Origin of the sequence: Aeromonas oralensis, from assembly GCF_049665575.1 — a bacterium.
In the GTDB taxonomy this organism is placed as follows: Bacteria; Pseudomonadota; Gammaproteobacteria; order Enterobacterales; family Aeromonadaceae; genus Aeromonas; species Aeromonas hydrophila.
The window spans coordinates 1807235-1832948 of sequence record NZ_CP187186.1 but is presented as its reverse complement, the minus strand read 5'-3'; the positions used below and the strand labels follow the sequence as shown (position 1 = coordinate 1832948).

The 25714-nt window shown below is 60.3% G+C and carries 26 protein-coding genes, 1 tRNA gene, 1 other RNA gene and 2 pseudogenes; 18 read left to right on the top strand and 12 right to left on the bottom strand.

Annotated elements, in window-relative coordinates; translation table 11 throughout:
• Positions 1-22: 22 nt before the first annotated feature.
• Complete coding sequence (gene cmk, locus ACPDZI_RS08770; RefSeq protein ID WP_076359640.1) at positions 23-715, bottom strand: (d)CMP kinase; 693 nt, start codon at positions 713-715, stop codon at positions 23-25.
• Positions 716-964: 249 nt separating this feature from the next.
• Here cmk and ribA point away from each other — a divergent pair, with 249 nt between their 5' ends.
• Positions 965-1558: a GTP cyclohydrolase II gene (gene ribA / locus ACPDZI_RS08765; protein WP_010634253.1), complete on the top strand. Its 594-nt coding sequence runs from the start codon at positions 965-967 to the stop codon at positions 1556-1558.
• A gap of 78 nt (positions 1559-1636) precedes the next feature.
• Here the strand turns inward: ribA and cysB are convergent, their stop codons facing one another.
• Both cysB and ACPDZI_RS08755 read right to left on the bottom strand, forming a co-directional pair.
• Positions 1637-2611 (bottom strand): HTH-type transcriptional regulator CysB, encoded by a 975-nt coding sequence (gene cysB / locus ACPDZI_RS08760; RefSeq protein ID WP_438834363.1) that lies wholly within the window; start codon positions 2609-2611, stop codon positions 1637-1639.
• 73 nt (positions 2612-2684) lie between these two features.
• The gene (locus ACPDZI_RS08755; protein ID WP_010634255.1) at positions 2685-3560 is read right to left on the bottom strand and encodes a LysR family transcriptional regulator; all 876 of its coding nucleotides are present in this window, start codon (positions 3558-3560) and stop codon (positions 2685-2687) included.
• Positions 3561-3653: 93 nt separating this feature from the next.
• Between ACPDZI_RS08755 and ACPDZI_RS08750 the strand changes: the two are divergent.
• Positions 3654-4861, top strand: a pseudogene (locus ACPDZI_RS08750) (MFS transporter).
• A 52-nt stretch (positions 4862-4913) separates the two neighbouring features.
• On the opposite strand, the gene ACPDZI_RS08745 reads toward ACPDZI_RS08750, so the two are convergent.
• From ACPDZI_RS08745 to ACPDZI_RS08730, 4 genes are all read right to left on the bottom strand, one after another.
• Positions 4914-5462 carry a VOC family protein gene (locus ACPDZI_RS08745; protein ID WP_199796243.1) on the bottom strand — a complete coding sequence of 183 codons (549 nt, stop codon included), beginning with the start codon at positions 5460-5462 and terminating at the stop codon, positions 4914-4916.
• Entirely contained in the window at positions 5456-6220 is a 765-nt protein-coding gene (locus ACPDZI_RS08740) for a DNA repair protein (protein ID WP_146061895.1), read from the bottom strand. Before ACPDZI_RS08740 ends, ACPDZI_RS08745 begins: the two co-directional genes overlap by 7 nt.
• A gap of 188 nt (positions 6221-6408) precedes the next feature.
• Positions 6409-7134: an oxygen-insensitive NADPH nitroreductase gene (gene nfsA, locus ACPDZI_RS08735; protein WP_438834362.1), complete on the bottom strand. Its 726-nt coding sequence runs from the start codon at positions 7132-7134 to the stop codon at positions 6409-6411.
• A gap of 88 nt (positions 7135-7222) precedes the next feature.
• Entirely contained in the window at positions 7223-9160 is a 1938-nt protein-coding gene (locus tag ACPDZI_RS08730; protein ID WP_438834560.1) for a putative bifunctional diguanylate cyclase/phosphodiesterase, read from the bottom strand.
• A 166-nt stretch (positions 9161-9326) separates the two neighbouring features.
• Between ACPDZI_RS08730 and ACPDZI_RS08725 the strand changes: the two genes are divergently transcribed.
• From ACPDZI_RS08725 to ACPDZI_RS08710, 4 genes are all read left to right on the top strand, one after another.
• Positions 9327-10028 (top strand): DUF2982 domain-containing protein, encoded by a 702-nt coding sequence (locus tag ACPDZI_RS08725; RefSeq protein WP_076359648.1) that lies wholly within the window; start codon positions 9327-9329, stop codon positions 10026-10028.
• Between the two features lie 73 nt (positions 10029-10101).
• On the top strand, positions 10102-11040 hold the full coding sequence (locus ACPDZI_RS08720; protein ID WP_146061892.1) for a LysR family transcriptional regulator: 939 nt from the start codon (positions 10102-10104) through the stop codon (positions 11038-11040).
• A gap of 54 nt (positions 11041-11094) precedes the next feature.
• A complete protein-coding gene (locus ACPDZI_RS08715; RefSeq protein WP_438834361.1) occupies positions 11095-12129 on the top strand; it encodes a response regulator in 1035 nt (344 codons plus the stop codon).
• 8 nt (positions 12130-12137) lie between these two features.
• Positions 12138-12569 carry a PAS domain-containing protein gene (locus ACPDZI_RS08710; RefSeq protein WP_005346525.1) on the top strand — a complete coding sequence of 144 codons (432 nt, stop codon included), beginning with the start codon at positions 12138-12140 and terminating at the stop codon, positions 12567-12569.
• Between the two features lie 61 nt (positions 12570-12630).
• Here ACPDZI_RS08710 and ltaE read toward each other — a convergent pair whose 3' ends face one another.
• The 3 genes from ltaE to ACPDZI_RS08695 all read right to left on the bottom strand — a co-directional run bounded on the left by ltaE (position 12631) and on the right by ACPDZI_RS08695 (position 14931).
• Positions 12631-13650 carry a low-specificity L-threonine aldolase gene (gene ltaE, locus ACPDZI_RS08705; protein ID WP_438834360.1) on the bottom strand — a complete coding sequence of 340 codons (1020 nt, stop codon included), beginning with the start codon at positions 13648-13650 and terminating at the stop codon, positions 12631-12633.
• A 90-nt stretch (positions 13651-13740) separates the two neighbouring features.
• Positions 13741-14442, bottom strand: coding sequence for a short-chain dehydrogenase (locus tag ACPDZI_RS08700; RefSeq protein ID WP_438834359.1), 702 nt, complete (start codon positions 14440-14442; stop codon positions 13741-13743).
• Positions 14443-14523: 81 nt separating this feature from the next.
• Positions 14524-14931, bottom strand: coding sequence for a helix-turn-helix domain-containing protein (locus ACPDZI_RS08695; protein ID WP_011705676.1), 408 nt, complete (start codon positions 14929-14931; stop codon positions 14524-14526).
• 114 nt (positions 14932-15045) lie between these two features.
• Here ACPDZI_RS08695 and ACPDZI_RS08690 point away from each other — a divergent pair, with 114 nt between their 5' ends.
• On the top strand, positions 15046-15945 hold the full coding sequence (locus tag ACPDZI_RS08690; protein WP_438834358.1) for an aldo/keto reductase: 900 nt from the start codon (positions 15046-15048) through the stop codon (positions 15943-15945).
• 71 nt (positions 15946-16016) lie between these two features.
• Here the strand turns inward: ACPDZI_RS08690 and ACPDZI_RS08685 are convergent, their stop codons facing one another.
• Both ACPDZI_RS08685 and ACPDZI_RS08680 read right to left on the bottom strand, forming a co-directional pair.
• Entirely contained in the window at positions 16017-16295 is a 279-nt protein-coding gene (locus tag ACPDZI_RS08685) for an RNA recognition motif domain-containing protein (RefSeq protein ID WP_026080382.1), read from the bottom strand.
• Positions 16296-16514: 219 nt separating this feature from the next.
• Entirely contained in the window at positions 16515-17057 is a 543-nt protein-coding gene (locus ACPDZI_RS08680) for a hypothetical protein (protein ID WP_438834357.1), read from the bottom strand.
• 175 nt (positions 17058-17232) lie between these two features.
• On the opposite strand from ACPDZI_RS08680, the pseudogene mepA reads away from it, so the two are divergent.
• The 11 genes and pseudogenes from mepA to nuoC all read left to right on the top strand — a co-directional run bounded on the left by mepA (position 17233) and on the right by nuoC (position 25656).
• Positions 17233-17998, top strand: a pseudogene (gene mepA / locus ACPDZI_RS08675) (penicillin-insensitive murein endopeptidase).
• Positions 17999-18040: 42 nt separating this feature from the next.
• Positions 18041-18646, top strand: a complete 606-nt coding sequence (locus ACPDZI_RS08670) for a LemA family protein (protein WP_438834356.1) — start codon at positions 18041-18043, stop codon at positions 18644-18646.
• Complete coding sequence (locus ACPDZI_RS08665) at positions 18643-19374, top strand: TPM domain-containing protein (protein ID WP_438834355.1); 732 nt, start codon at positions 18643-18645, stop codon at positions 19372-19374. The genes ACPDZI_RS08670 and ACPDZI_RS08665 overlap by 4 nt, the downstream gene beginning before the upstream one ends.
• Positions 19375-19394: 20 nt before the next feature.
• Entirely contained in the window at positions 19395-20012 is a 618-nt protein-coding gene (locus tag ACPDZI_RS08660) for a TPM domain-containing protein (protein WP_073349820.1), read from the top strand.
• A 145-nt stretch (positions 20013-20157) separates the two neighbouring features.
• Positions 20158-20245, top strand: a tRNA-Ser gene (locus ACPDZI_RS08655).
• A gap of 54 nt (positions 20246-20299) precedes the next feature.
• Positions 20300-20428: non-coding RNA, RtT sRNA (locus ACPDZI_RS08650), on the top strand.
• Positions 20429-20869: 441 nt separating this feature from the next.
• The gene (locus ACPDZI_RS08645) at positions 20870-21628 is read left to right on the top strand and encodes a flagellar motor protein (RefSeq protein ID WP_076359669.1); all 759 of its coding nucleotides are present in this window, start codon (positions 20870-20872) and stop codon (positions 21626-21628) included.
• The gene (locus ACPDZI_RS08640; RefSeq protein WP_175610165.1) at positions 21603-22481 is read left to right on the top strand and encodes a flagellar motor protein MotB; all 879 of its coding nucleotides are present in this window, start codon (positions 21603-21605) and stop codon (positions 22479-22481) included. The genes ACPDZI_RS08645 and ACPDZI_RS08640 overlap by 26 nt, the downstream gene beginning before the upstream one ends.
• Positions 22482-22739: 258 nt before the next feature.
• A complete protein-coding gene (locus ACPDZI_RS08635) occupies positions 22740-23144 on the top strand; it encodes an NADH-quinone oxidoreductase subunit A (protein WP_016350419.1) in 405 nt (134 codons plus the stop codon).
• Between the two features lie 29 nt (positions 23145-23173).
• Positions 23174-23848 carry a NuoB/complex I 20 kDa subunit family protein gene (locus tag ACPDZI_RS08630; protein WP_005299840.1) on the top strand — a complete coding sequence of 225 codons (675 nt, stop codon included), beginning with the start codon at positions 23174-23176 and terminating at the stop codon, positions 23846-23848.
• Positions 23849-23850: 2 nt separating this feature from the next.
• Positions 23851-25656 carry an NADH-quinone oxidoreductase subunit C/D gene (nuoC, locus tag ACPDZI_RS08625; RefSeq protein ID WP_041218270.1) on the top strand — a complete coding sequence of 602 codons (1806 nt, stop codon included), beginning with the start codon at positions 23851-23853 and terminating at the stop codon, positions 25654-25656.
• Positions 25657-25714 lie beyond the last annotated feature (58 nt).

The window sequence follows — 25714 nt, the reverse complement described above, 5'->3', positions numbered from 1 at the left end:
TCCATGGTGCAGACGACTGATATCAGTTTGTACTGACATCACCAAGTTGTTGCTCTGCATAGGCAAGCACCGTTACCAGCACTTCGTCTATGGACATGGCAGTTGAATCCACCACGAGAGCATCTTCTGCCGGTTTAAGGGGGGCAACGGCGCGATTTCTGTCGCGATCGTCGCGTTCCCGAATCTCGGTTAAAAGACGCTCAAAGTTAACATCAAAGCCCTTATCTTGCAACTGCTTATAGCGGCGCTGGGCCCGTTCTTCGGCGCTGGCGTCGAGGAAAATCTTCACCTCGGCTTCCGGGAAAACCACGGTGCCCATGTCACGACCGTCGGCGATGAGGCCGGGGGCTTGGCGAAATGCTCGCTGACGACGCAACAGGGCTTCGCGCACCCGCGGGAAGGCGGCAATCTTGCTTGCGGCATTGCCCACTTCCTCGGTACGGATGGTACGGGAGACATCCTCCCCTTCCAACACGACCTTCACCTGCTCGGCATCGACCTGAAACTGCACGTCCAGATTGGCGGCCAGGGGAACCAGCGCAGCTTCGGCATCGAGCTCTACATCGTGATGCAGGGCGGCCAGGGCCAGCACCCGATAGATGGCGCCGGAATCGAGCAGGTGCCAACCCAGTTTTTCAGCCAGCAACTGACACAGGGTGCCCTTGCCTGCACCACTCGGGCCATCAATTGTCATCACGGGGGCCATCTGCGGCATAACGTCTCTCCTGCACACTTGTTGCACACATCCCGGGAGGGATGGGGTAATGGGCGCCGATTATACCCAAATGTGCCGAGCCTGGCAGTCGTCGTGGCACACATTTGCGCAAAACCAGTCGCAACTGTCCTCTTTGTGTACCACCAGGCAAACCATTAAGTTGTGCAAGGTTTTGTTCTTATGGTTGTTCCGCACAAGGCGCGCTAAACTGGCCGCCCTTTTTTAAGCAGCTGTAGTAAGGAGCAACCTATGAGCAGCGTTACCCTCGTGGCTAAATCCAAGTTGCCGACCCCTTGGGGCACTTTCACGCTGGTAGGCTTTCAGGAAACCGGCACCGGCAAGGATCACGCCGCACTGGTGATGGGCGATATCACGGGCGATGAGCCGGTGCTGGGCCGCATTCACTCCGAGTGCCTGACCGGCGATGCCCTGTTCAGTCTGCGTTGCGACTGCGGCTTCCAGCTGCAGGCTGCATTGGAAAACATCGCCAAGGCAGGCCGCGGTGTCTTGCTGTACGTGCGTCAGGAAGGGCGCGGCATCGGCCTGCTCAACAAGATCCGGGCCTATCATCTGCAGGATCAAGGCGCCGACACCGTCGAGGCCAACGTGGCGCTCGGCTTTGCCGCCGACATGCGCGACTACACCATCTGCGCCGACATGCTCAAGCAGCTGGAGGTGAAATCCCTCAAGTTGATGACCAACAACCCGCGCAAGATGAAGGCGATGGAATCCTTCGGTATTCCGGTGGCGGAACGGGTGCCCCTGCAGGAAGGACGCAATCCCCACAACGAGTTCTACCTCTCGACCAAGGCCAACAAGCTGGATCACATGTTCAAGAAGTGATCCCGCCTCGCCGCTCATCGCCATGAAAAACGCCTCCCATCGGGAGGCGTTTTTTGTTGCTCTCGTATCGCCGCAGCGCTAGCGGATGGGCAGCTCGATATCGGCAAACATGGCATCTACATCGTCACTGGAGCGCAGCGCGATGGCACGCTCCACCACGTCCCGGGTCAGATGGGGGGCAAAACGGGTCATGAAGTCATACATGTAGGTACGCAGGAAAGAGCCCTTGCGAAAGCCGATCTTGGTGGTGCTGTGGGCAAACAGGTGGCTGGCATCGAGCGCCACCAGATCGGTATCGACCTGGGGATCCAGCGCCATGGTCGCCATTACGCCAATCCCCACCCCCAACCGGACATAGGTCTTGATCACGTCCGCATCGGTGGCAGTGAAGACGATGTTGGGCTCAAAACCGGCCCGGTTGAAGGCGGTGTCGAGTTCGGAGCGGCCGGTAAAGCCGAACACATAGGTCACCAGCGGGAAGCGGGCGATGTCGGCGATGGAGAGGTTGCCAACCTGGGTCAGCGGGTGACCCTTGGGCACGATCACGCTGCGGTTCCAGTGGTAGCAGGGCAGCATGATGAGATCTTCATACAGGTGCAGCGCCTCGGTGGCGATAGCAAAGTCGGCCTGGCCCTTGACCACGGCTTCGCTGATCTGGGTCGGCGTGCCCTGGTGCATGTGCAAGGAGACCTTGGGAAAGCGCTTGATGAAGCCCTTGATCACGTCAGGCAGCGCATAACGGGCCTGGGTGTGGGTGGTCGCAATGTGGAGCGTGCCCTGCTCGGGGTGAGTGTGCTGACTCGCCACCGACTTGATGCTCTCCACCTTGCCCAGGATCTCGTTGGCAATCTTGATCACGTCCCGTCCAGCCGGGGTGATCTGGGTCAGATGTTTGCCGCTGCGCTCGAAAATCTGGATCCCCAGCTCATCTTCCAGCATGCGCACCTGTTTGCTGATCCCTGGCTGAGAGGTGTAGAGGCTCTCTGCCGTTGCCGACACGTTCAGTCTGTGGTTGGCAACCTCAACGATATAACGCAATTGTTGGAGTTTCATGATGTTAGGCTCTAAAGGCGACTTGAACTAATACTAACAAACTTTTGCCTGATAGCCCTTCCTTCTTGGCCATTTATGGTTGTGCCTGCGCCAGCAAAAAATCCCGCAAGGCACGGTTGGCCATGGAGAGCGGATCCCCTCGCCGCCACGCCACGCAGAGATCGAGGAAGATCGGGGGGGCAAACGGGATCCCGGTCAGGGCAGGCTCTTCGTCCAGCGCCATCCGCAAGAAGGTGGTCACCGCAAAGCCCTGCTTCACCACCGCCTTGAGCAGCGGGATGAGGTTGCTCTCAAAGGCGATATCAGGCTCACAGCCCAGCCCCTGGGCCAGCGCTTCCATGTGCTCGCGGTGATAGAAGCCGCGGCGAAACATCGCCAGCTCCTGGCTGAAGAACTCGCTCAGCGACACACTCCGGGCCTGGCGCAGCGGATGCTCCTCCCCCACCACCATCAACATCTCTTCACGCAGCAGTTGGGCCCCTTCCAGCGCTGGCGGCAGATCGCTGGTGATGAGGATGGCAAGATCCAGCGAGCCGTCCACCATGCGGCTCAATAGCTCGCGAGTGCCCGCCTCCTCCACCCGGATCTTGAGGCCGGGGTAGCGATGCTTGAAGGCCATCAGGATCGGCGGAAAGTAATAAGAGCCCATCATGTAGGGGATGCCGATGCGCACTTCTCCGCGCTCCAGCCCCTTGAGCTCGGCCATCTCGGCTTCGGCCTGATGCATCTGGCGCAGCAGGCGCTCGGCATGGCGGCAGAGCACCTCCCCTTCCGGGGTGAGCCGCACGTTGCGATCCTGGCGGTCGAACAAGCGCAGCTCGAGCTGCTGCTCCAGCTTGGCGATGGCCATGCTGATGGCGGGCTGCGCCACGTGCAACCCGTTGGCCGCCTTGGTAAAGGAGCCGGCATCCCGCACCGCCAGCAGATAGGTGAGCTGTTTCAGATCCATATCAATTCAATTTATCAGATGGATAACTTAAATATATTATATTTATGTTCTGGCGCGCACTAACCTGCAACAAAGCTGTCAGGACAATTGCATATGATCGAAGTCGGTAGTCGTGAATGGATCCGCGCCACCCTGGCCCTCAGCCTGGGCTCCTTCCTGGTGTTTCTCAATCTCTATCAAACCCACCCGCTGCTGCCGCTGCTAGCCGAGGTGTTTTCCGTCAGCTCGCTATCGGCCGGCTGGACCCTGGCCGGTTGCACCGCAGGGCTCGCCGCCTCGCTGCTCGTCTGCGCCCGGCTGGCGGATCGCTTCGGCCGGCGCCGGATCATGCTGTGGAGTCTGGCCGGTGCCATCCTGCTCTCCCTGCTCATCAGCCTGGTCAGTCAGTTTGAACAGCTACTGTTGCTGCGGATCCTGCAGGGGGTCCTGCTGGCGGGGCTGCCCGCCACTGCCATCGCCTACATGGGGGAAGAGTTCAGCAAGCGGGCCCTGCTCTCCGCCGTCGGGGTCTACATCGCTGCCAACTCACTGGGGGGCATCGCCGGCCGGGTGGTCGGCGGTCTGCTGGCCGGCTGGTTTGGCGACTGGCAGCACACTTTTCTCGGCATCGGCCTCATCAGCCTGGCGCTGCTGCCCCTCGTCATCTGGCTGCTGCCGCCCCAAACCCGTTTCGTGCCCGTCATCGCCAAGCCGGGCCAGTTTCGCCAGGCCATCGCCAGCCACCTCGGCAATCCGCTGCTGGTGGGGGCCTACCTCATCGGCGGCCTCAACTTCATGGTGTTTCTGAACCAATACAGCTACCTCACCTTCCTGCTGGCCAGCCCCCCTTCTCCTTGCCTACCCAGTGGCTCGGCATGCTGTTTCTGACCTATCTGTCGGGGACGGTGGCCTCCTCCCTCAGCGGCCGCTGCGCCCATCGCTGGGGGGCACAGCGCCTGTTGCTGGTCGGAATAGCCCTGATGGCACTCGGCAGCGCCTTACTGCTGGGCGGCTCGCTCGGCGCCATCCTCTCAGGCCTGCTCATCTCGAGTTTCGGCTTTTTCCTTGCCCACGCCTGCGCCAGCGCCTGGGTCGGCCAACACGTGGAGCACAACCGGGCGCTCGCCTCATCGCTCTATCTGGTGGGTTACTATATGGGGGCCAGTCTGGGCGGGCTCTATCTGCACCCCTTTTGGGAGCAGGGGGGGCTCGGGGGATTGGTGCTCGGCATCGAGCTGGTACTGGTCATCACGGCGGGGTTGAGCCTCTGGCTCGGCCACTTGAAGGGGCGCCCCGCCCGCCCCCGCATCTGCCATCCCTGATGCTATCTCGGCTATGAGACGGGGCCGGTCAAGCTACCCCGTCGCATCAAACCTAGTCGTAGTAGCCGGCAGGCACCGGCACCACGGCGCCGCTCACCAGTTCTTCCTCGATCACCTCGGCCAAGGTGCGCAGATGGAATTTGATCTGCCCCGAGGCCAGCATCACCGCCACGTCAGGATTGCGCTCATCGCGCAGGTTGCCGGTTTTGAAGGGCACCTCGGGATGGGCCGCCAGCAAGGCGTCCAGCGAAGGCACCACCAGTTCGATATGTTCCAGCCCCGCCTGGTGGCTGCGACCCGGTTTGGGCGCCGCCAGCTCGATGCAGGGCACGATGCCGTGGGTGTGGGGCACCGGTTGATGCAGGCGGTAGGTGGCGATGGGCCGTCCGCCGATCATCCCCTCCACCAGCAGGTCACCATGGCTTGCCAGTTGTGCCTTCAGGGTCTGGTACTCCAGCAGGGTGGCGGCCCGGTAGCAGAGGTGGTCGACCTCGATGGCGGCGGGATGGATGGCGAGGGCTTCCAGCTCGGTCAACAGCTGGCAAACAAATGGGGCCATCGGCCCCAGTGTGGTATCGAGTGAGTGCGACATAATCACCATTTCTTCTTGGGTTGGAACAGGACGTCCAGCTCGTCCGCCTCTTTGTCCTTGATGCTTTGCAGCTCTTTCTCGCTGTGCTCTTGCAGGTGGGCATCGAGTCCGGCCAAGCCCTGCCGCATGTCCTCTTCACGAGCCATCAGGTAGGGATCCTTGTCGGTGACGCTGGCCAGGGCCGAGAGCCCCTTGGTGTAGAGCTGCCGGCAGGTGCCGAACTGCCCCTGGATCTGGGCATCCATGGCCCGTTTCACCAGGTTGGCGATGTTGACCTTGAGCTGCATCAGCTCGAGGCGGCGATCCTCTTGGGCAAAGCCTTGCGGATCTATCTTGCCTTTGTTGTGTTCAACCCGCAGCACAGCCCGCATCTTCTTGACCAGCTGCAACATCTGAATAGCCTGACGATCCGACTCCGGGGTCTTGAAGTGCCCTTCATCCTGGCTGTTGTAGTTCTCCTGCACGTTCTTGATCTGGGTCTGCACGTCGGCAATGCGCTGCTTGAGCTGGCCGCTTGGCATCACCAGGGCGATGGCACGATAGGCATCGAGGATCCGGTGCTGCAGCAGCAACACTATGTTCTTGGAGAAGGGCACCAGGTTGACGTTGAGCAGCATCTCTTCGGTTTCATCCACCACCGACTTGTGGCGGGCGATGGCGTGACGCTTGTCTGCCTCTGCCTTCTGTTTATATTGCTGCACCACGTTATAGGCGATGACCAGAAACAGGAGTGCGCCAATAGACAGCAATACCAGGGTTAAAATCATAGGAAGTCCAAACTCCTGTCCCAATCCAATTGCGTGATCCTACAACAGCTTACCTAGTTAAGGTAGTCCGCAGCGCAGGGCTTGCCCCCGATTTGTTGTGCCCAGACGGGCAGGAGCATCAGGGAAAGCCAGGATCACGCGGCGCTGGCGACACCGCCATTACCCCTTAGTATCGCCCATCGGGCCCATTACTTGAGGTTGAACCCCCTGGATCGCAGGAAATCCTGCATGAAGGGGCGCGCCTCCTTGCCCAGGATGCCCCGGATCTGGCCGCTCCAGCTCTGCTGCTTGTTGTTGCTGCTGCGGGATTGGTAGTAAGCCTCGATCTGCTGGTCGTAGCCGGCAAGCAGATCCCGATCCAGTTCGGTCTGATAGCGGTTTTCATGCACAACCAAAGCCCGAGGCAGGCGGGGTTTCTGCTCGGGTGCCTGGGCGGGGTGGCCGAGACAGAGGCCGAACAGCGGGATCACCTGATGTGGCAGCCCCACCGCCTCGCTCACGGCGGCCGGATTGTTGCGGATCCCGCCGATATAGACGCCGCCAAGTCCCATGGATTGGGCTGCCAACAGGGCATTCTGGGCCATCAGGGCGCCGTCGATGGCGCCGATCAGCAGTTGCTCCACAAAGCCGGTCTGGGCATCCGGCACCACTTCGCAGTGGCGATGGTAGTCGGCGCAAAAGAGCAGGAACTCGGCGGCCTGGGCCACGTAGGCCTGGTGCCCCGCTAGCTCAGCCAGGCGGCTGCGAAGTGCCTTGTCGGTCACCCGGATGATGCTGTTGGCCTGCAGGAAGCTGGAGCTGGAAGCGGCTTGGGCCGCGCTCAGGATCTGGTCGAGCTGAATGTCGGTGATGGGCTCGGCGGTGAATTGACGAATGGAGCGATGGGCGAGAATAAGGTCGAGAGTCAGGTTCATGTTGCCTCCAGAGACGAAGCCCACACTCTACCCAAAAACAGCGAGGGGCCCAAGGCCCCTCGCATTAGCACCGCCACAGAGTCATCCGCTAGCCTACCAGCGGATAGCTGCCGGCCTTGCAGCTGACCATGAAACGGCTCTCTTCCACCTGCGTCACCGTCATCGGCTTGCTGAACAGGAACCCCTGAAACACGTGGCAGCCCTGGGTGCGCAGGGCGGCAAGCTCGTGCTCATCCTCCACCCCTTCGGCCATGATGCCAAGGCCCAGGCTGGTGGCCATGGCGACAGTAGCGCGGATCACCGGCAGATTGAGACCCACCACGAAGGAGCGATCCAGCTTGATGGTGTCGATGGGCAGCCGGTTGAGATAGGCCAGCGACGAGTAGCCGGTACCGAAATCATCGATGGCAATCTTGATCCCCTGCGCGCTCAGGGCGTCGAGGATCTCGATGCACCCCTTCATGTCCAGCATCAATACCGTCTCTGTCAACTCCAGCGTCAGCAGGCTGGCCGCCGCCCCGAACTCCTTGAGCTGCCGGGCCACCAGTTCAGGCAGGGCGGAAGAGAGCTGGAAGCCGGAAAGATTGACTGACACCGGCACGTTTACCCGCCACTCCCGTTGCCAGTGGGCCATCTGGGCCAGCGCCGTCGACAACACCCAGCTGCCTATCTCACGGATCAGCCCCATCTCTTCCGCCAGCGGGATGAACTCCACCGGTGAAACGTGACCCAGCACGGGATTGTGCCAGCGCAGCAACGCCTCGTAGCCGAGCAGCTTGCCCTGTGCCACATCCACCTGAGGCTGGTAGCAGAGGCTCAGCTCCCCCCGCCCGATGGCCTTGGCCAGAAACTGCTTCAGGGTCAGCTTGCGATGCAGCGTCTGCTGCATGCTGGGGGTGAAGCGCTGCCAGCGCAGCCGGCCCATCTGCTTGGCCTGGTACATGGCCATGTCGGCGCGGGTGATGAGGTTGTCACCGTCGTCCGCATCGTCCGGATAGATGGCGATGCCGATGCTGCCGCCGATGGTCACCTCGGGCACGCCGCTCAGCTGCAGCGGCTTGGTCATCTGGGAGAGCATGAGGTCAGCCACCTCCTGCGCCCGATCGCTCGAGTGGCTGAGCGGCACCAGGGCAGTGAATTCGTCGCCACCGAGCCGGGCCAGCTCCACATCGCGTGGACAGATCTGCTTGAGCCGGCCGGCAACCCGCTCCAGCAGCCGATCACCGGCCTTGTGGCCGTAGTTGTCGTTGACCAGCTTGAAATTGTCCAAGTCCATGAACACCAACGCAAAACGCCCACCCAGCCCGCAATAGGCCTCCAGCGATTTCATCAAGCCATAGCGGTTGAGCAGGCCGGTCAGCGAGTCGTGCCACGCCAGGTGGCGGTGTTCGAGCTCTTCCAGTTTGCGGTCGGTGATGTCGCGCATGGTGAGCAGGATCTGCGCCCCCTGCTGAATGTGGCGAAACTGGTACTGAAACCAGCGCATCCCCTTGAGGGTACGACACTCCCCCTCGGCCACCACCTCATCGAGACGGGAGAGCTTATGGTAGAAAGCCTCGTCATTGCCGGAGAAGAGCTGGGAGAGGTAGCGGATCTGGTTGCCGAAACACATGTCGAAATGGTGGTTGCCGCTCTCCAGTTGGCCCTGATTGTCAAACAGACAGGCCAGGGTATCGCCGGTAGCGAGCGAGGACTCCTGATAGAGGGTATCGGCGTCGATCACCGCCTCGGTCATCATCATCAGCCGACCCGCCAGCTGGATGCCGGAGAGACGCAGGTAGATCTGCTTTTTCACGCCCTTGGGGGAAAGCGTCCACCACTCGCTGTAGCTGCGCCCCTGCTGGAAATCCCCGAGGTAGCGCTGCAGCAACAGATCGATGGCCTGTGCCATGTCGGCCGAGAAGTCGCGCGATTGCAGCTCGCCTAGCGAGCTCGCTTCCCACACGCTCAAGGCAGCGCGATTGGCCCAGTAGATGTGGTGATGCCGGATGTCATAAACCCAGATTGGGGTATGCAACACATCCATCCCGTTCAATAACCGTTCGTCTAGCGTATTCATCTAATATGGTGATTCATGATGTGTGATCACAGGGAAACCCAGCGACGGAGGGCCCTCCCGGGCACCCGGTGCTGGTACAAAATCGGATCCAGCCCATAATGTGAAACAAGCATGCGCAAAGGGCTGACTTCATATGAAAACGCTACATGTGAAACCCATGGTCAGAAAAAACGGACTCACGTTGGTATTGTTGGGCATCATAGTAACCATTGCTATGATTTTTATACTTTTTTTATTCGGTGAACAACCACTAATCCCCCTCGTCTCCGGCCTGCTGGCCGGTCTGATGATGATATTTATCGGCTCATTGAAGTTGATTGAGCCTCACTTCAGTCTCTCGCTCTGTCACGATTGTCTGCAATATCACCATAAATACGGTGGTTGGATCCTGAAATGGAGAAATATTCAGCGAATAGACCAGCCGCGCATTCATCTGGGCTGGGATCTGGTCCCCCTGCCCTATATCGGTTTGAAAATAAAAGATTACGACGATTTTTTGACATTGATCACACCCAGATTGGCAGTACGCCTGCTGACCGAGCAACGCAGCGTCTTGCTGCAGGCACTGCGTAGCGAACAGCCGGCCTGCAGCGGCGGTGGGGGTTCCTGTGCCTTTCAGGGCGAGGGGTTGCTGGAGGAGAGCCATTTTCGCTCTCCCTCCGGCCAGCGCTATGAGGGGGTGATCGCCATGTTGGCCAACCGCATGACCCGGCTGCGCGAGCTGCTCGGCTATGATCTGCTGGTGCCGGACAACAGCCTTGACCGGGATCCGGTCGAATTTGTCCGGCTGTTGCACCAGTACCAGCGGGAGTCGAATCTAATCCAGATCAATTAAACGCCGGATTGAGCTTGCCAAGGCGGGCACCTCTTCTTAAGGTCACTGGCTTGTTACACCCAGAACACCGCTTATGAAGTACATCGAAGAGTTCTATCTGTTCGTCAAGGTGGTGCAAGAGGGAGGCTTCTCCCACGCGGCTGCCGCACTGGGCATGCCAACCGGCACCATCAGTCGACGTATTTCTCAGCTGGAAGAGCAGCTCGGCTGCTCCTTGCTACACAGATCCACCCGCAAACTCCGCCTCACCGACGAAGGGCTGCGCTACTACGAACGCCTGTGCACCCCGTTGGCCGCGATCGAGCAGGCCACCGGCGAGATCCAGGGCAAAGAGGCCGACATCAACGGGGTGATCCGTCTGGCGGCCCCCATCGCCCTCTCCAACACCATCCTGGTGGACATGCTGGCGGACTTTGGCCTGCACTACCCAGAAGTGCAGTTCGACATTACCCAGACCAACGACCACCAGCATCTGTTCGACAACGACCGGGATCTGGTGTTCTTCAACGGTGAGTTGCCGCAATCCTTGCCCAATGCACTCTGCCTTGGCCACATCGAATACGGCCTGTTTGCCTCCCCGCTCTATCTGGAGAAGATGGGCATACCGGCACATCCCGCCCAGCTGGAAGAGCACGCGCTGATCTACTGCTGGCCACACCAGCACTGGCAGTTGACCGATCGGGACGAGCAGACGGTACAGATCAAGCGTACCGCCAAACTCACCGTCAACCAGACCCAGGCCGCCGTGCGGGCAGCCAGACGCCACCTGGGGATCGTCAATGCCCCACTCCACTACGTGCACCCCTTCCTGCAGGATGAGCAACTGGTCCCGGTACTGCCTGACTGGAAAACCGGCAACCGGCCCTTCTATATGTTGCGCTGTCAGCCTCAGTTTGCTCCGCTGCGTGTTAAGATGTTTGCTGAATTTGTTGAAAAATATTCAGCGCGCTACCGGAATCGCCAATGGGACAATCAATTTTCACCTGCGACCAGCCTGTCCCATTGCATCTGACCGTTGGCGGGCCACACTTATAGCAATCCTCGTTGACTAGGCCAGCCTAACACTATGAATGTATTGATATGTGATGACTCAGGATTCGCCCGTAAACAGCTGGCCCGTGCCCTTCCCGCAGACTGGGATGTGACGCTGCATTACGCCGCCAACGGGCTGGAAGGGATAGAGCAGGTGCTGATGGGTCATGGGGATCTGATCTTTCTCGACCTGACCATGCCGGAAATGGATGGCTACGGCGTGCTGGAGACCCTCCAGCGGGAGGGTCTGCGCAACAAGGTCTTCGTTGTCTCTGGCGATATCCAGCCGGAAGCCTATCAGCGGGTGATGGGGCTGGGAGCGCTGGATTTCATCAAGAAACCAGCCGCACCGGAAACCCTCAACGCCCTGCTGAAACAGCATGATCTGTGGCAGGCCAAAGGCACCGCTACGGCACATGACATCCGGCCCGCCGGCCAGAGTGTCAGTGATGTCGGCAGTCTGGATACCGGCATCAAGATCAGTCCCGAGGTACGCGACGTCTATCAAGAACTCGCCAACGTCTCCATGGGTCAGGCTGCCGACCTGCTGGCCCGCCTGCTCAACGCCTTCGTGGTGCTGCCCATTCCCAACGTCAACGTGCTGGAAGTGTCCGAGCTGCACATGGCCCTCTCGGCCGCCGCCGACTCGGATACTCTCTCCGCCGTCTGCCAGGGCTTCATCGGAGCCGGTATCGCCGGCGAGGCGCTGATCCTGTTCCACGACTCCAGCTTCAAGGATCTGGCCCGGCTGATGAACCATCAGGGCATGCTCGATCGCAATGCCGAGCTGGAGCTCTTGATGGATACCGCCAACGTGCTGATCGGCGCCTTTTTGCGCGGTTATGCCAGCCAGCTCGATACCCCCTTCAGTCAGGGCCATCCTGTGGTACTCGGCCAGCACAGGCCCATCAACGAGCTCATCAACACCAACAAGAGCCGCTGGCGCCGCACCCTGGCCATCGAGATCAACTACCGGGTCCAGGATTACGCAGTGCAGTGCGATCTGCTGCTGCTGTTTACCGAAGATTCCATCGCCACCATGAACAACAAAATCATGCACATGCTCTAGGAGTGACCATGGAAATCCGTGAATTTCATTGGCTGATGAACATAGTCCAGAACCTGGATGTGGGGCTGGTGGTGCTCGACAAGGAGTACAAGGTGCAGGTGTGGAACGGCTTCATGGAGAGCCACAGCGGCCGGTTGGCCGGCGAGGTGCGCGATGGCGTGCTGTTCGAACTCTTCCCCGATGTGGATCGGGCCTGGTTCGAACGCAAGGCCAACATGGTGTTCAAGCTCAACAACCGCGCCTTCAGCACTTGGGAGCAGAAACCCTATCTGCTGCGTTTTTCCAACTACCGCCCGATCACCGGCTCCGCCCCCCACATGTTCCAGAACCTGACGCTGGTGCCGCTGGCCGATTTTGGCGGTCAGGTGACCCACATCGCGGTAATGATCTACGACGCCACCGACGAGGCCATGCTGATGAGCGGCCAGCGCCAGGCGTGACCCGCTTTCTTCTCAAAAAATAAAACAGGGCGCCTTGGCGCCCTGTTTTATTGGGTGAACCTTAACGTGCGGCAAGATACTCGGTGAAGGCATCGATCACCTCGTCGATGTCGTCATCGGTGATCTGCAGGTGGGTCACCAGCCGCATCTCGCCATAACCGGAGAAGAGGATCCCCCGCTCCTTCATGAAGGCAAGCAGGGGGCCGCTCTGCTCTTTTGCCAGCTGCAGAAAGACCATGTTGGTCTGCACCTGGGCCAGCTCCAGGGTTATACCAGGCAAGGCAGCCAACCCTTCGGCCAGCCGTCTGGCACGGCGGTGATCGTCCGCTAACCGGGTCACATGCTGCTCGAGGGCAAACAGACCGGCCTGAGCCAGGATCCCCGCTTGGCGCATACCGCCACCCAGCATCTTGCGCAGCCGTCTGGCGCGGGCGATGAAGACGCGGGAGCCCACCAGCAGCGACCCTACCGGTGCACCTAACCCTTTGGAGAGGCAGATGGAGATGCTGTCAAAGGGGGCAGCCAGCTCGTCTACCCCATGACCGCTCGCCACCGCGGCGTTGAACAAACGGGCACCATCCAGATGCAGTTGAAACCCGCGTTCATCGACGAACTTGCGCATCGCCTGCAGGTAATGAAGGGGAAGCACCTTGCCGTTATGGGTGTTTTCAAGGCAGACCAGCCGGGTCTGCACAAAATGGGCATCATCAGGGGCGATCGCCGCGGCGACATCGGCCACTGCCAGCGAACCGTCGGCCTGCATGGGCACCGCCTGCAGCGCGACCGAGCCCAGCACGGCGCTCCCCTGTGCCTCATAGCGATAGATGTGGGCCGCCTGGCCGACGATGGCCCCCTCTCCCCGCTGGCAGTGACTCATCACCGCCAGCAGGTTGGACATGGTACCAGAGGGAACAAACAGCGCGGCCTCCTTGCCAAGCAGCTCGGCCCCGCGGGCCTCCAGTGCATTGACGCCGGGATCTTCCCCGTAGACATCATCCCCCACCTCGGCATGCAGCATGCTCTGACGCATGGCATCCGTGGGCTGGGTGACCGTATCACTTCGTAAATCGATATAGCGCATGACATCCCTCCTGAAGCAGGAGGATGACGTTAGCCAGCAGGAGCTGACTTGGCAAGCGGGCCGTTTCCGGAATGTGAAGCCGGTGACGGCTTACCAGGGCAGCGGCTGGCCCTGCAGGTCGAGGAAGCCGCCGGACTGGGCCGGCGACAACTGGTTGATGAGATCAAGCAGACGCGGCGCCACCAGCGCCGGATCCTGCAAGGTCTCTGCTGCCAGCTCATCGACGAAGGGTTGATTCATGGGGGTAGCCATCAGCCCCGGGTGCACGGTGACAACCCCGGCAGCGGGGAAGCGCACCCGCCACTCGTGGGCCAGCGTTATTGCCCCCATGTTGAGGGCCGCCTTGCTCATCCGGTAGCTGTAACGACTGCCCGTCTCGTTGGCGCCAAGACTGCCGGCAAGATCAGAGAGAGTGCAAAGCCAGAGGCGGGCATCCTCCGTCATCCGGCGGCTCAGGCAGGTGGCTAAAGCCAGCTGCGGCCAGGCGTTGGCCAGCAAGCTGTCGCACAGCCACCTGGGGTTGACTTCCTCCACCCGCCGCTCCGGCATGAAGTTGATGTCGTGCAGCAGGCCGATGGTGTTGATCACCACGCTCGGCAACGGCGCCGTGTCATAGAGGGTGAACAGGGCATCGAAGGAGAGCACATCCACCTCCTGCAACGGGAAATAGCAGACGGGATCCACGCCCTTGGGCAGCTGCCTGCCGGCCAGCACCAGCTCCTCGCCACGGGCGGATAGCTCATGTGCCAGCGCCGTGCCCAATCCGCCGCTGCCCAAGATCAGATAGCCCATCACCCTCTCCCCGCTGTCCTCATCTGCTTTAGAGGGTATCAGAATAATCCCCGGCCGTTGCCCGGCCATCCCCATCCAGGCTCACGCCTCATGTAGGTGTTTGCCAAATTCGCGCGCCCGCGCCAGATCCAGAAATCCGTCAGCCTGCTTGTGACTGCGCAAGAACTGGTAGTAAGCGAGCAGGGTAACCAGCTCGTCTTCTGCGGGCAGACGCTGCTGCGGCAACTGTTCTTGCAACAGGGTGCCGGCGGCGCTCAGCGCTTCTCGGTCCACCACTTCCGCCTGCCGATAAAGGTAGCCGCAGCCGGTGGCGAGCCACTCCAGCGAGCAGTTGGCGGCCATGGCAATCTGGTTGGCCTTGCCAAGGCCGGGTTCGGCCCCTTTCAGATATTTACGGATCAGGGCCTCGCTCAACCCCACCTTGCGGGCAAAGGCACTGATGCTGCCCGTCCCGATCAGGCTCTGCAAGCGCTCGGCAAAACCGTCCATTTCCTTCCCCTTCAGAACCAAAGTTCGAATTAACAAAAGCCGCATTATTGCCTTGCCAGCCAGAAGAGACCAAGATGCTGGCAGCATTTTTCCCTTATCCGCCAAGGAGCCACCATGCCCGTATCCCGCCTCTCCCTGCATCCACAGGGCCCGACCTTCTCTCGCCTCATCATGGGCTACTGGCGCCTGATGGAGTGGCAGCTCTCCCCGAGCGCCCTGCTGGACCTGATGAAGTACCACCTGGATCTGGGGGTCACCACCATCGATCACGCCGACATCTATGGTGGCTACCAGTGCGAAGAGGCCTTCGGCAACGCCCTGCGCCTTGAGCCCTCTCTGCGCAGCCGGATCGAGATCGTCAGCAAGTGCGGCATCGCCCTCACCGCCAAGCCGGAACACGCGCTGAATCACTACAACACCGGCAAGGCGCACATCATCGCCAGTGCCGAGGCCTCCTTGCAAAAGCTGGCCACCGACCATCTGGATCTGCTGCTGATCCACCGCCCGGATCCCCTGATGGATGCCGACGAGGTGGCCGATGCCTTCATTACCCTCAAGCAGGCGGGCAAGATCAAGCATGCCGGGGTCTCCAACTTCCCCCCTCGCCAGTTCGAACTGCTGCAGTCGCGCCTGCCCTTCCCGCTGGTGACCAATCAGCTGGAGATCTCGCCGCTCAACCAGAGCACCACCCTGGACGGTACCCTGGACCAATGCCAGCAACTGCGCATCAAGCCGATGGCCTGGTCCTGCCTCGGTGGCGGGCGCCTGTTCCAGGCCCCCGAATATGCCCCGCTGCGCGCCGAGCTCGAGCAGATCCGCCAGGAAGTGGGCGCCGAGCAGATCGAACAGGTGGTCTACGCCTGGGTCATGATGCTGCCAAGCCAGCCGCTGCCGCTGATAGGCTCCGGCAAGCGGGAGCGCATCGCCGCCGCCGTGGCCGCTGAAGCCATCGTCCTCAATCGCCAGCAGTGGTTCCGCATTCGCAAGGCGGCGCTCGGTTACGACGTACCCTAATTCATCCCGTAAACGCCAAAAACAAAAACGGCATGGGGGAAACCCATGCCGTTTTGCGTTATCGAGGCAGCTCAGCGATGACGCTGGGGGCGACCACGTGGTGCATCTGTCTTCGGCTTGGCCTGGTTGACTGTGATGGTACGGCCACCGATTTCGGTGCCATGCAAACCGGCGATGGCCTTTTCAGCCTCGCCATTGACAGGCATTTCAATGAAGCCAAACCCCTTGGACTGACCGGTATCGCGATCGATGATGATATCGACCTTGTCTACCTGCCCAAATTGGCTGAACACGGTTGTCAGTTCGTCGGCCGTCATCCGGTACGACAGATTACCTACGTAAATCTTCATGCCATCCACTCTCGATTCAAGGTGCCTTCTCTATCCAATCACCAACACAAAGGTAAGGGCACAACCCCCATGCCGGACCTGCCAGGGCATCATGCCTGGGCACTCCCCCGTACGGTTCACTCAAGTCATTGATCTCTTGGGTGAACAGAACGGGCAAGATCAATTCGAGTCACTGGCAGTATCTGAGCTTTGGGGAAGATTGTCGAGAAAATAGTCAGCTCATATGGGGAGCAGAGTATCCAGCAGCCCCTGCAGCGTGCGTCGACCATGCCAGGCGCGCTTAAAGCCAAAGCGATAGATACCGGGCGCCACGACATGGGTGCCTTCCCGACTCAACTCCATCAGCGCGGTGGCGGCCGCCAGCTGCTCATCGTTGAGCGCCAGATCCAGGCTGAAGGCCAGCCACTGACCATCGTGGCCCACCTTGCGATCCCGCTCGACCCCGACCAGTGCCGATCTTGGCAGGGCCTGTGCCCGATCACTGCTGCCATTGAGCAGGTAAAGGTGCGTCTCGTCCCAGGCCAGCTCCGCCAGCCGCCAGCGCTGCCAACTGCGAGGAAGTACCATCATCAGCAGTACTATGCCGCCAAACACCAGCCCCACCCAGGGCAGTAAACCCATTTGCGGATAACCCAGACCGACGGCAGCCAGCACGGTGACCAGGCTCGCCAGCAGCAGCACAACCATCACCGGATAGAAACGGCGAGCAGGGGGCATCAGCCAGACCAGACCCTCTTTGTTCACCAGCTCACTGACCTTCATTCTCTTCTCCTCTTGCCTGTGGGTTTACACGCCCTGGATGCGCCAATTTTGTCGCGCATTGTGCGCGAGCCCGACACCGGGATGCAACCGGGCTCGCTCATCGGGTGACGGCCTCACCGGACTCTTGATATCATTCTCTTCATCTGAGCCCATTTTCATGCTTGTCAGGAGTCTCATGCTTGCCACCACCCTGCTCTTCATGGCCAGTACTTTTCTTGCCGAATCTCATCCCCACCAGGCCGAAGCCATTGGCGGCTACTCCGCCGGCTGCCTCAAGAACGGGGTAGCGTTGCCGCTGACCGGCCCCGGCTATCAGGTGATCCGCACCAAGCGACTGCGCTACTACGGCCACCCCGAGCTCATCGCCTACCTGACCACCCTGGCCAACCAGACCCGCATGGCCGGCATGCCGGACCTCTATATCGCCGATCTCGCCATGGCCCACGGCGGTCCCTTCACCTCCGGTCACCGCAGCCACCAGACCGGCCTCGACGCCGACATCTGGTTTCGCATGGCCAACCAACCCATCTCAACATGGGAGCAGGATGCCCCCAAGGAGTGGGCCCTGATCGATGAGCCCAGCTACCAGGTGCTGCCCGGGCGCTTCGGCCCCCAGCAGCTAAACCTGCTGCGTCTGGCGGCAAGCAAGCCCGAGGTCGCCCGCATTTTCATCAACCCGGTGCTCAAGGCCGAGGTATGCAAACGGGCGCCTGATGAACCCTGGGTCGGCAAGTTGCGCCCCTGGGTCGGCCACTTCAGCCACTTTCATGTGCGTCTGCGCTGCCCGGCCCGGCAGCCCGGATTGCCAGCCTCAGGCGCCGATCCCGCCCGGCAACGGCTGCGGCGCCGAGCTGGCCTCCTGGCTCAAGGACAAGCCGCAACTGCCCAAGGTTTCGATGGCTTACCACAAACCCAGGCTGCCCGCCCGTTGTGGCGGTTGACCACAAGCTGGTATGGTGAGCCGTTATCTGCAAAAAATGTCAATGGAGAACAACAAGATGGCCACTTCACTCTGGCAGAGGGCAACCCAGTCCCTGTTAGTTATGAGCCTGCTGCTGGGCCTGACCGGTTGCGGCATGAACAATATTCCGACCCTGGATGAGCAGGTCAAGGCGAGCTGGGGCCAGGTCGAAAACCAGTATCAGCGCCGTGCCGATCTGGTCCCCAATCTGGTAGCCACCGTCAAGGGTTACGCCAGCCACGAGCAGGAGACCCTCAAGGCAGTGACCGATGCCAGAGCCCGGGTGGGCAGCCTGCAGGTCAGAGATCCCGCCCAGCTCAAGGAGTTTGAAGCGGCCCAGAACCAGCTCTCCGGCGCCCTCTCCCGGCTGATGGTGGTGGTCGAGCGCTACCCGGAACTCAAAGCGGATCAGCAATTCCTCACTCTGCAGGCCCAGCTGGAAGGCACCGAAAACCGTATCTCGGTGGCCCGGCGCGACTACATAGAAGCGGTTCGTCAGTTCAATACCGAGATCCGTACCTTCCCCGGCGTTATCTGGTCCAAGCTGCTCTACTCGGATCTGGAGGCCAAACCCACGTTCAGCGCCAAGCCCGGTGCCGATGAGGCGCCCAAGGTCAGCTTCCAATGAAAATGATGCTGCGCTGGTTACTTCCCTGCCTGCTGCTCTGGGCCAGTGCCCTGCAAGCGGCACCGGACTTCCCGACGCTGAGCGGGCGGGTGGTGGATGAAGCCAGCCTGATGTCCCGCAAGCAGGCCCACCAGCTCACCCAGCAGCTGGCGGCATTCGAGAAGCGTAGCGGCATCCAGCTGGTGGTGGTCTCCATCGACACGCTGGCGGGCGACACCATCGAGGAGTACGGCTATCAGCTCGGCCGTCACTGGGGCATCGGCCAGAAGGGCAAGGACAACGGGGTGCTGTTGCTGATCGCCCAGGATGAACGCAAGGTACGGATCGAGGTGGGTTACGGGCTGGAAGGTGCCCTGCCCGATGCCATCGCCGCCAACATCATCCAGACCCGGATCCTGCCCGCGTTCAAACGCGGCGACATGGTGGCCGGGGTAGTCGCCGGCAGCCAGGCGATCATGCAGGCGCTGGCGGGCGAGTACAAACCGGTAGACAACGCCAGCAAGGATAAGCTGGGCGGGCCCTGGCTGTTCATCCTGATGGTGATTGTGATGATCGTGCTGCACAACCTGCGTGGCGGTGGTGGCGGAGGTAGAGGTGGCCGCCGCCGCGCCGCTTACTTTGCCGGTGGCTTCGGTGCCGGTCGTTCCGGTGGTGGCTTTGGTGGCGGCGGCGGTTTCAGCGGAGGGGGCGGCAGTTTCGGCGGCGGCGGTGCCTCCGGTGGTTGGTAACAGGGATTAAGAGACGACACATGATTTCGAAACAGTTCTTTCACACGCTGCAGGCCAAGGTCAAACAGGCGGAGCAGGCAACCGATGCCGAGCTGGTGACCGTACTGGCCCCCGCCAGCGACGGCTATCGCTACATCCCCACCCTGTGGGCGGCGCTGCTGGCCATGCTCACCCCGCTGCTGGTATTCGAGCTCGGTTTCTGGCTCGGCTGGTACGAAATCCTGCTGGTGCAGTGGTCGGTCTGGCTGGTGCTGAGCATCCTGTTCCACTGGACCCCCATCAAGATGTACCTGATCCCCAAACAGGTTCGCCAGCACAGGGCCGCCCTGATGGCACGCCTGCAGTTCGTCGAACAGGGGCTGCATCGTACCCGGGACAGGCTGGGGGTGCTGATCTTCGTCTCGGTGGCCGAGCACTACGTGGAGATTCTGGTGGATGACGGCATCGCCCAGCACATCGACAATGGCCAGTGGCAGGAGATCATCGATGACTTCACCCGCCGGGTGCGCAACAAGGAGGTGGAGCAGGGTTTCCTCGAGTGCATCGAGCGGACCAGCGCAATTCTCACCGACGCCTTCCCCGCTACCCGTGACCAGAACGAGCTGCCGGACAGCCTGATCATCCTCCCCAAGCCCTGAGCGGGTTTAAAAAACCGGCATTCTGTTCAAGGGATAGGCGTTCGATAAAGATTATGAAAAATAAGGGGAAAAGTGGTTGACCCAGGCAGCCCTTTCCCCTAAATTACGCCCCGTTCCAGCGCAACGGCGCTGTGAGCGAAAATTTGGTGAGGTGTCCGAGTGGCTGAAGGAGCACGCCTGGAAAGTGTGTATACGGCAACGTATCGAGGGTTCGAATCCCTCCCTCACCGCCAAATTTAAAGAACCGACCTGATGGTCGGTTTTTTGCTTCTGGGAGCACAGCAAATCTGATGCCCACAGAGGGAGGGTGAGAACCCTCGCCGGGTTGGAGCAGAGCAGCTTGCTGCGATGAACGGCCGCAGGCCGCCCCGAAGGGGTGAGCCACGCAGTGGCGAATCATCCCTCCCTCACCGCCAAATTTTTAAAGAACCGACCTGATGGTCGGTTTTTTGCTTTTTGGGTTTTCAGATGCGTAACTCCCGTTAGAAAAAGCAACCCCCCACGGGGGCAAGCAACGTTACCTGTGGCGAACGGCTGGCTTCCACCCCGAAAGGATCACGCAGAGTGACGCATCTCTCCCCATCACCCAATCTAAAAAAACCGGCTCAGGTGCCGGTTTTTACCTTTCAGCATTTGCAGTCTGATATGCCAGACCCCCTTCTCGTCAAAATCCCGCGACAGCCCCCTTTTTTTCGGTAAAACGCCCTTCGTGGCCCGGCGGCTTGCCACCCGGGAAAGAAATCTGTCCATCAAGGTCAAGGCTCTGACTTTATTGCTCATCGATTGGATATCATTTTGAAAAACTGATACTTAAATAGCTACACTAGCCATTATCAATATTCAGGGATGTATAAAAAATGAGTTTAATCGGCTTGGTCCTGGCATTGATCGCCATCCTGGGCGGTAACATGATCGAGGGTGGACATCCCAGCGCCCTGCTCGATCTGCCCGCCTTCCTCATCGTGATCGGAGGTACCATAGGTGCCGCCTTGACCCAGTTCCCCTTCTCCGTTGTCGGCAGCACTCTCAAGCGTTTCAAGTGGCTGCTGGCCCCTCTCAAACTCGACATGCAGCAGCAGGCCGAACTGCTGGAAAACCTGGCCGGTAATGCCAGACGCAGCGGCATGCTGGCCCTTGAAGGCATGATCGACGAGATCAAGGATCCCTTCCTGCAAAAAGGGGTGCAGATGATGGTCGATGGCTACGAGAAGACCAAGATCCACGAGGTGCTGGAGAACGAGATCGAGTTCGAGCAAGAAGATCTCGAGCAGACCGTCAAATTCTACGAAGCCATGGGCGGCTACTGCCCGACCATGGGGATCGTCGGCGCCGTATTTGGCCTGATCCACGCCATGGGCCTGCTGGATGCCCCTGACAAACTGGGTGGCGCCATCGCGGTGGCCTTTATCGCCACCATCTATGGGGTATCGGCCGCCAACTTGATCTTCCTGCCCTTCGGCAACCGTTACAAAGCGTTTGCCCATCAGATCCGCCACTACAAGGAGATGACCCTCACCGGTATCCTCTGCATCGTGGACGGCGAATCACAGCAACGCCTGCAAGTCACCCTCGAACCCTACCTCGGAGGCCATGGTGGCAAAAAAGAAAAAGGCTGAAGCGCCGGAGAACCACGAACGCTGGCTGGTCTCCTATGCCGACTTCATGACACTGCTGTTCGCCCTGTTCGTGGTGCTCTACTCCTTTGCCATGGCCAAGCAGTCTGAAACCCGGGTGCTGATCCAGGGTTTCATCGAGTCGCTGGGCAAAATTGGCCTCATCTCCCCTCCCGCGGGCTCCCCCGTGATGCAGGGCGGTACCGGGATCCTGGAACCCGAGTCCAAGACCACCCCCAGCAGCCCGAAGAAAGAGACGGTATTGGAGAAGGATGCCCCCATGGCCGCCTCGGACCCCTTCAACGAGACCATCGGCGCCTCGGAAAAGCCGAGCGCAACGGAGTCATGGCCTCACAAAACCAAGGAACAGGAGTGGGTACAGGTCACCAAGAAGAAGCTGGAGCAGCAGCTCAAGGCACAGATTGAATCCAAGGATCTGGAGGTGGAACAACTGGGCAGCCAGCTGGTGATCCGCATCGGCGAGAAGGCACTGTTTCCGGCCGACTCCGCCTTCCTGCAGCCCCAGTTCATCCCGCTGGTCAACAAGATCTCCGGCATTCTGGCTGACATTCCGGGCAAGGTGGTGGTCACAGGCCACACCGACAACTCCCAGGCCCCGGTTGAGCTCTATCGCAGCAACTGGGAACTGTCAGTATTGCGCTCTGCCTCCATCGTGCACACTTTGCTGACCAACCCCAAACTCGATGCCACCCGGGTCATCGCTCAGGGGGTAGCGGATGCCCAGCCCCGCTATCCCAATGACACACCTGAGCATCGTCAGGCAAACCGCCGGGTCGAGATCACCCTCTCCCAGGGCAAGGCGGCCGAAGAGGCGCTACCCATCCTCAAACCCTGATCAAGCAGACCCCGCCTGGCGGGGTCTCTCCTCTCACGATTAGTTTATTTTTCAAACGATCCCGCCATTTCCACAGCCCCATAAAAGCGATTGAAAACGATTCTCAAACAGGAACATTGACTCCGCTAGCAAAATACGATTTTCCTCCCGCTGATTAATAATTAATCCTTTGAAATGACATGTAAATCAGTACGAAAGTGGCATAATAAGTAACATCCTTGTTAAGCCACGTGATTAATTCGGTTAGGGAAAACTCCTATGTTTGCTGATATAGCTGTCCAGCATTGGGCTTTTGCTGTCTATGTAGTTGGGGCCATCTGCATCTGCCTGACCATGATTGGCCTTGCCGCCCTGCTGGGTGGTCGAGCCTATGGTCGTGCCAAGAACAAACCCTTCGAATCTGGCGTCGATTCGGTGGGCAATGCCCGTCTACGCTTCTCCGCCAAGTTCTATCTGGTTGCCATGTTCTTCGTCATCTTCGACGTCGAGGCACTCTACCTCTTCGCCTGGTCCGTCTCCGTTCGAGAAAGCGGCTGGGTCGGTTTCATCGAAGCCACCATCTTTATCTCCCTGCTGCTGGTAGGACTCGTCTACCTGTGGCGCATTGGCGCCCTCGACTGGGCACCGAAAAAGCGCGTCCTGACCGACAAGAAGCCAGACTGAATTACTGATTATCCCTTTGAGGTTGCACCATGAAGTACACCCTGACCCGGATCGACCCAGATGCGCCCGTTGAGCGCTACCCCCAGGAACAGCGCCAGACCGTCGAGGATCCCCTTGCTCAAGAGGCCTCCCGCGGCATCATGATCGGGCGCCTCGAAGAGGTGCTGCAAGACACGGTCAACTGGGGCCGCAAGAACTCCCTCTGGCCTTACAACTTCGGCATCTCCTGCTGCTACGTAGAGATGTGTACCGCCTTCACCTCCCCTCATGATGTGGCCCGCTTCGGTGCCGAAGTCATTCGTGCCTCACCGCGCCAGGCCGATTTCATGGTGATCGCCGGCACCCCCTTCATCAAGATGGCCCCCGTCATCCAGCGTCTGTATGAACAGCTGCTCGAACCCAAGTGGGTCATCTCCATGGGTGCCTGCGCCAACTCCGGCGGCATGTACGACATCTACTCGGTCGTTCAGGGCGTAGACAAGTTCCTGCCGGTCGACGTCTATATTCCGGGTTGTCCGCCCCGTCCCGAGGCATTCCTGCAGGCGCTGATGCTGCTGCAGGACTCCATCGGCAAAGAGCGCCGTCCGCTCTCCTGGGTGGTTGGCGATCAGGGCATCTATCGCCCTCAAATGCCTGCCGAGAAGGACCGCAAGCGTGGCGAGCGGATCAACGTCACCAACCTGCGCACGCCGGATGAGATATGACCATGAAACTGACTCGAGAATTTCCCAGCAACTACGCCATGGCCCAGTGGCAACCGAGTGATCACAAAGACGCTCAGGTGATCGGCGAGCTGTTCGCCCATTTCGGTGCCGAACGTTTCACCATCCAGAATACCCGCACCGGCGTGCCGGTGGTCTGGCTCTCCCGCGAGCTGCTGCTGGATGTCATGGGCTTCCTGCGCAAGCTCCCCTCCCCGTTCGTGATGCTGTTCGATCTCAGCGCCACCGACGAGCGGATGCGCAGCCATCGCCACGATCTGCCCGACAGCGACTTCACCGTCTTCTATCACCTCATTTCCATCGATCGCAACGCCGACCTGATGTTGAAGGTGCCATTAAAAGAGGGTGATCTGACGCTGCCCACCGTCAGCCGCCACTTCCCCAACGCCAACTGGTATGAACGGGAAGTGTGGGATCTGATGGGCATCAATTTCGATGGTCACCCCCACCTGACCCGCATCATGATGCCCAAGAGCTGGCAGGGTCACCCGCTGCGCAAGGATTATCCGGCGCGCGCCACCGAATTTGATCCCTTCATGCTCGATGCGGTCAAGCAGGATCAGGAGCAGGACAACCTGCTGTTCAAACCGGAAGAGTGGGGCATGAGTCGCGGCAACGAGAACGAGGACTACATGTTCTTGAACCTCGGCCCCAACCACCCCTCCGCCCACGGTGCCTTCCGCTTGGTGCTGCAGCTCGATGGCGAAGAGATCCGCGACTGCGTGCCCGACATCGGTTATCACCACCGCGGTGCAGAGAAGATGGGCGAGCGCCAGTCCTGGCACAGCTACATCCCCTACACCGACAGGGTCGAGTACTTAGGCGGGGTGATGAACAACCTGCCCTACGTACTGGCGGTCGAGAAGCTGGCCGGCATCAAGGTGCCACAGCGGGTCGACATGATCCGGGTGATGCTGGCTGAGCTGTTCCGCATCCAGAGTCACCTGCTGTTCATCGGTACCTATATCCAGGACGTGGGCGCCATGACCCCGGTCTTCTTCACCTTCACCGACCGGCAGCGGATTTACACCATCATCGAGGCCATCACCGGCGCCCGTATGCATCCGGCCTGGTTTCGCATCGGCGGCGTGGCCCACGATCTGCCCGTCGGCTGGCAGCGACTGGTGCAGGACAACCTGCTGAGCTGGCTGCCCAAGCGGCTGATGGACTATGAGAAGGCCGCCATGCGCAACAGCATACTGCGTGGCCGCACCATCGGCGTCGCCGCCTACAATACCGAGCAGGCGCTGGCCTGGGGCACCACGGGCGGTGGTCTGCGTGCCACCGGCCTCAACTTCGACGTGCGCAAGTGGCGCCCCTACTCCGGCTACGATCAGTTCGAATTCGAGGTGCCGGTCGGCGCCAACGGTGATGCCTACGATCGCGCCCTGGTGCGCATCGAGGAGGTGCGCCAGAGCATGCGCATCATCGAGCAGTGCATGAAGAACATGCCGGAAGGGCCGTTCAAGGCAGATCACCCGCTCACCACGCCACCGCCCAAAGAGCGCACCCTGCAGGACATCGAGACCCTGATCACCCACTTCCTGCAAGTGTCGTGGGGCCCGGTCATGCCGGCCGCCGAGTCCTTCCAGATGATCGAGGCGACCAAGGGGATCAACAGTTACTACCTGACCAGCGATGGCTCCACCATGAGCTACCGGACCCGGATCCGCACCCCGAGCTTTGCTCACCTGCAACAGATCCCCTCGGTGATCCGTGGCCAGATGGTGTCGGACCTCATCGTCTATCTGGGCAGTATCGATTTTGTTATGTCGGATGTGGACCGTTGAGTAACGGCTGTTACCAAGACCCGTTACACGACAAAAAGGACAAGCCACAAAAGGTTAA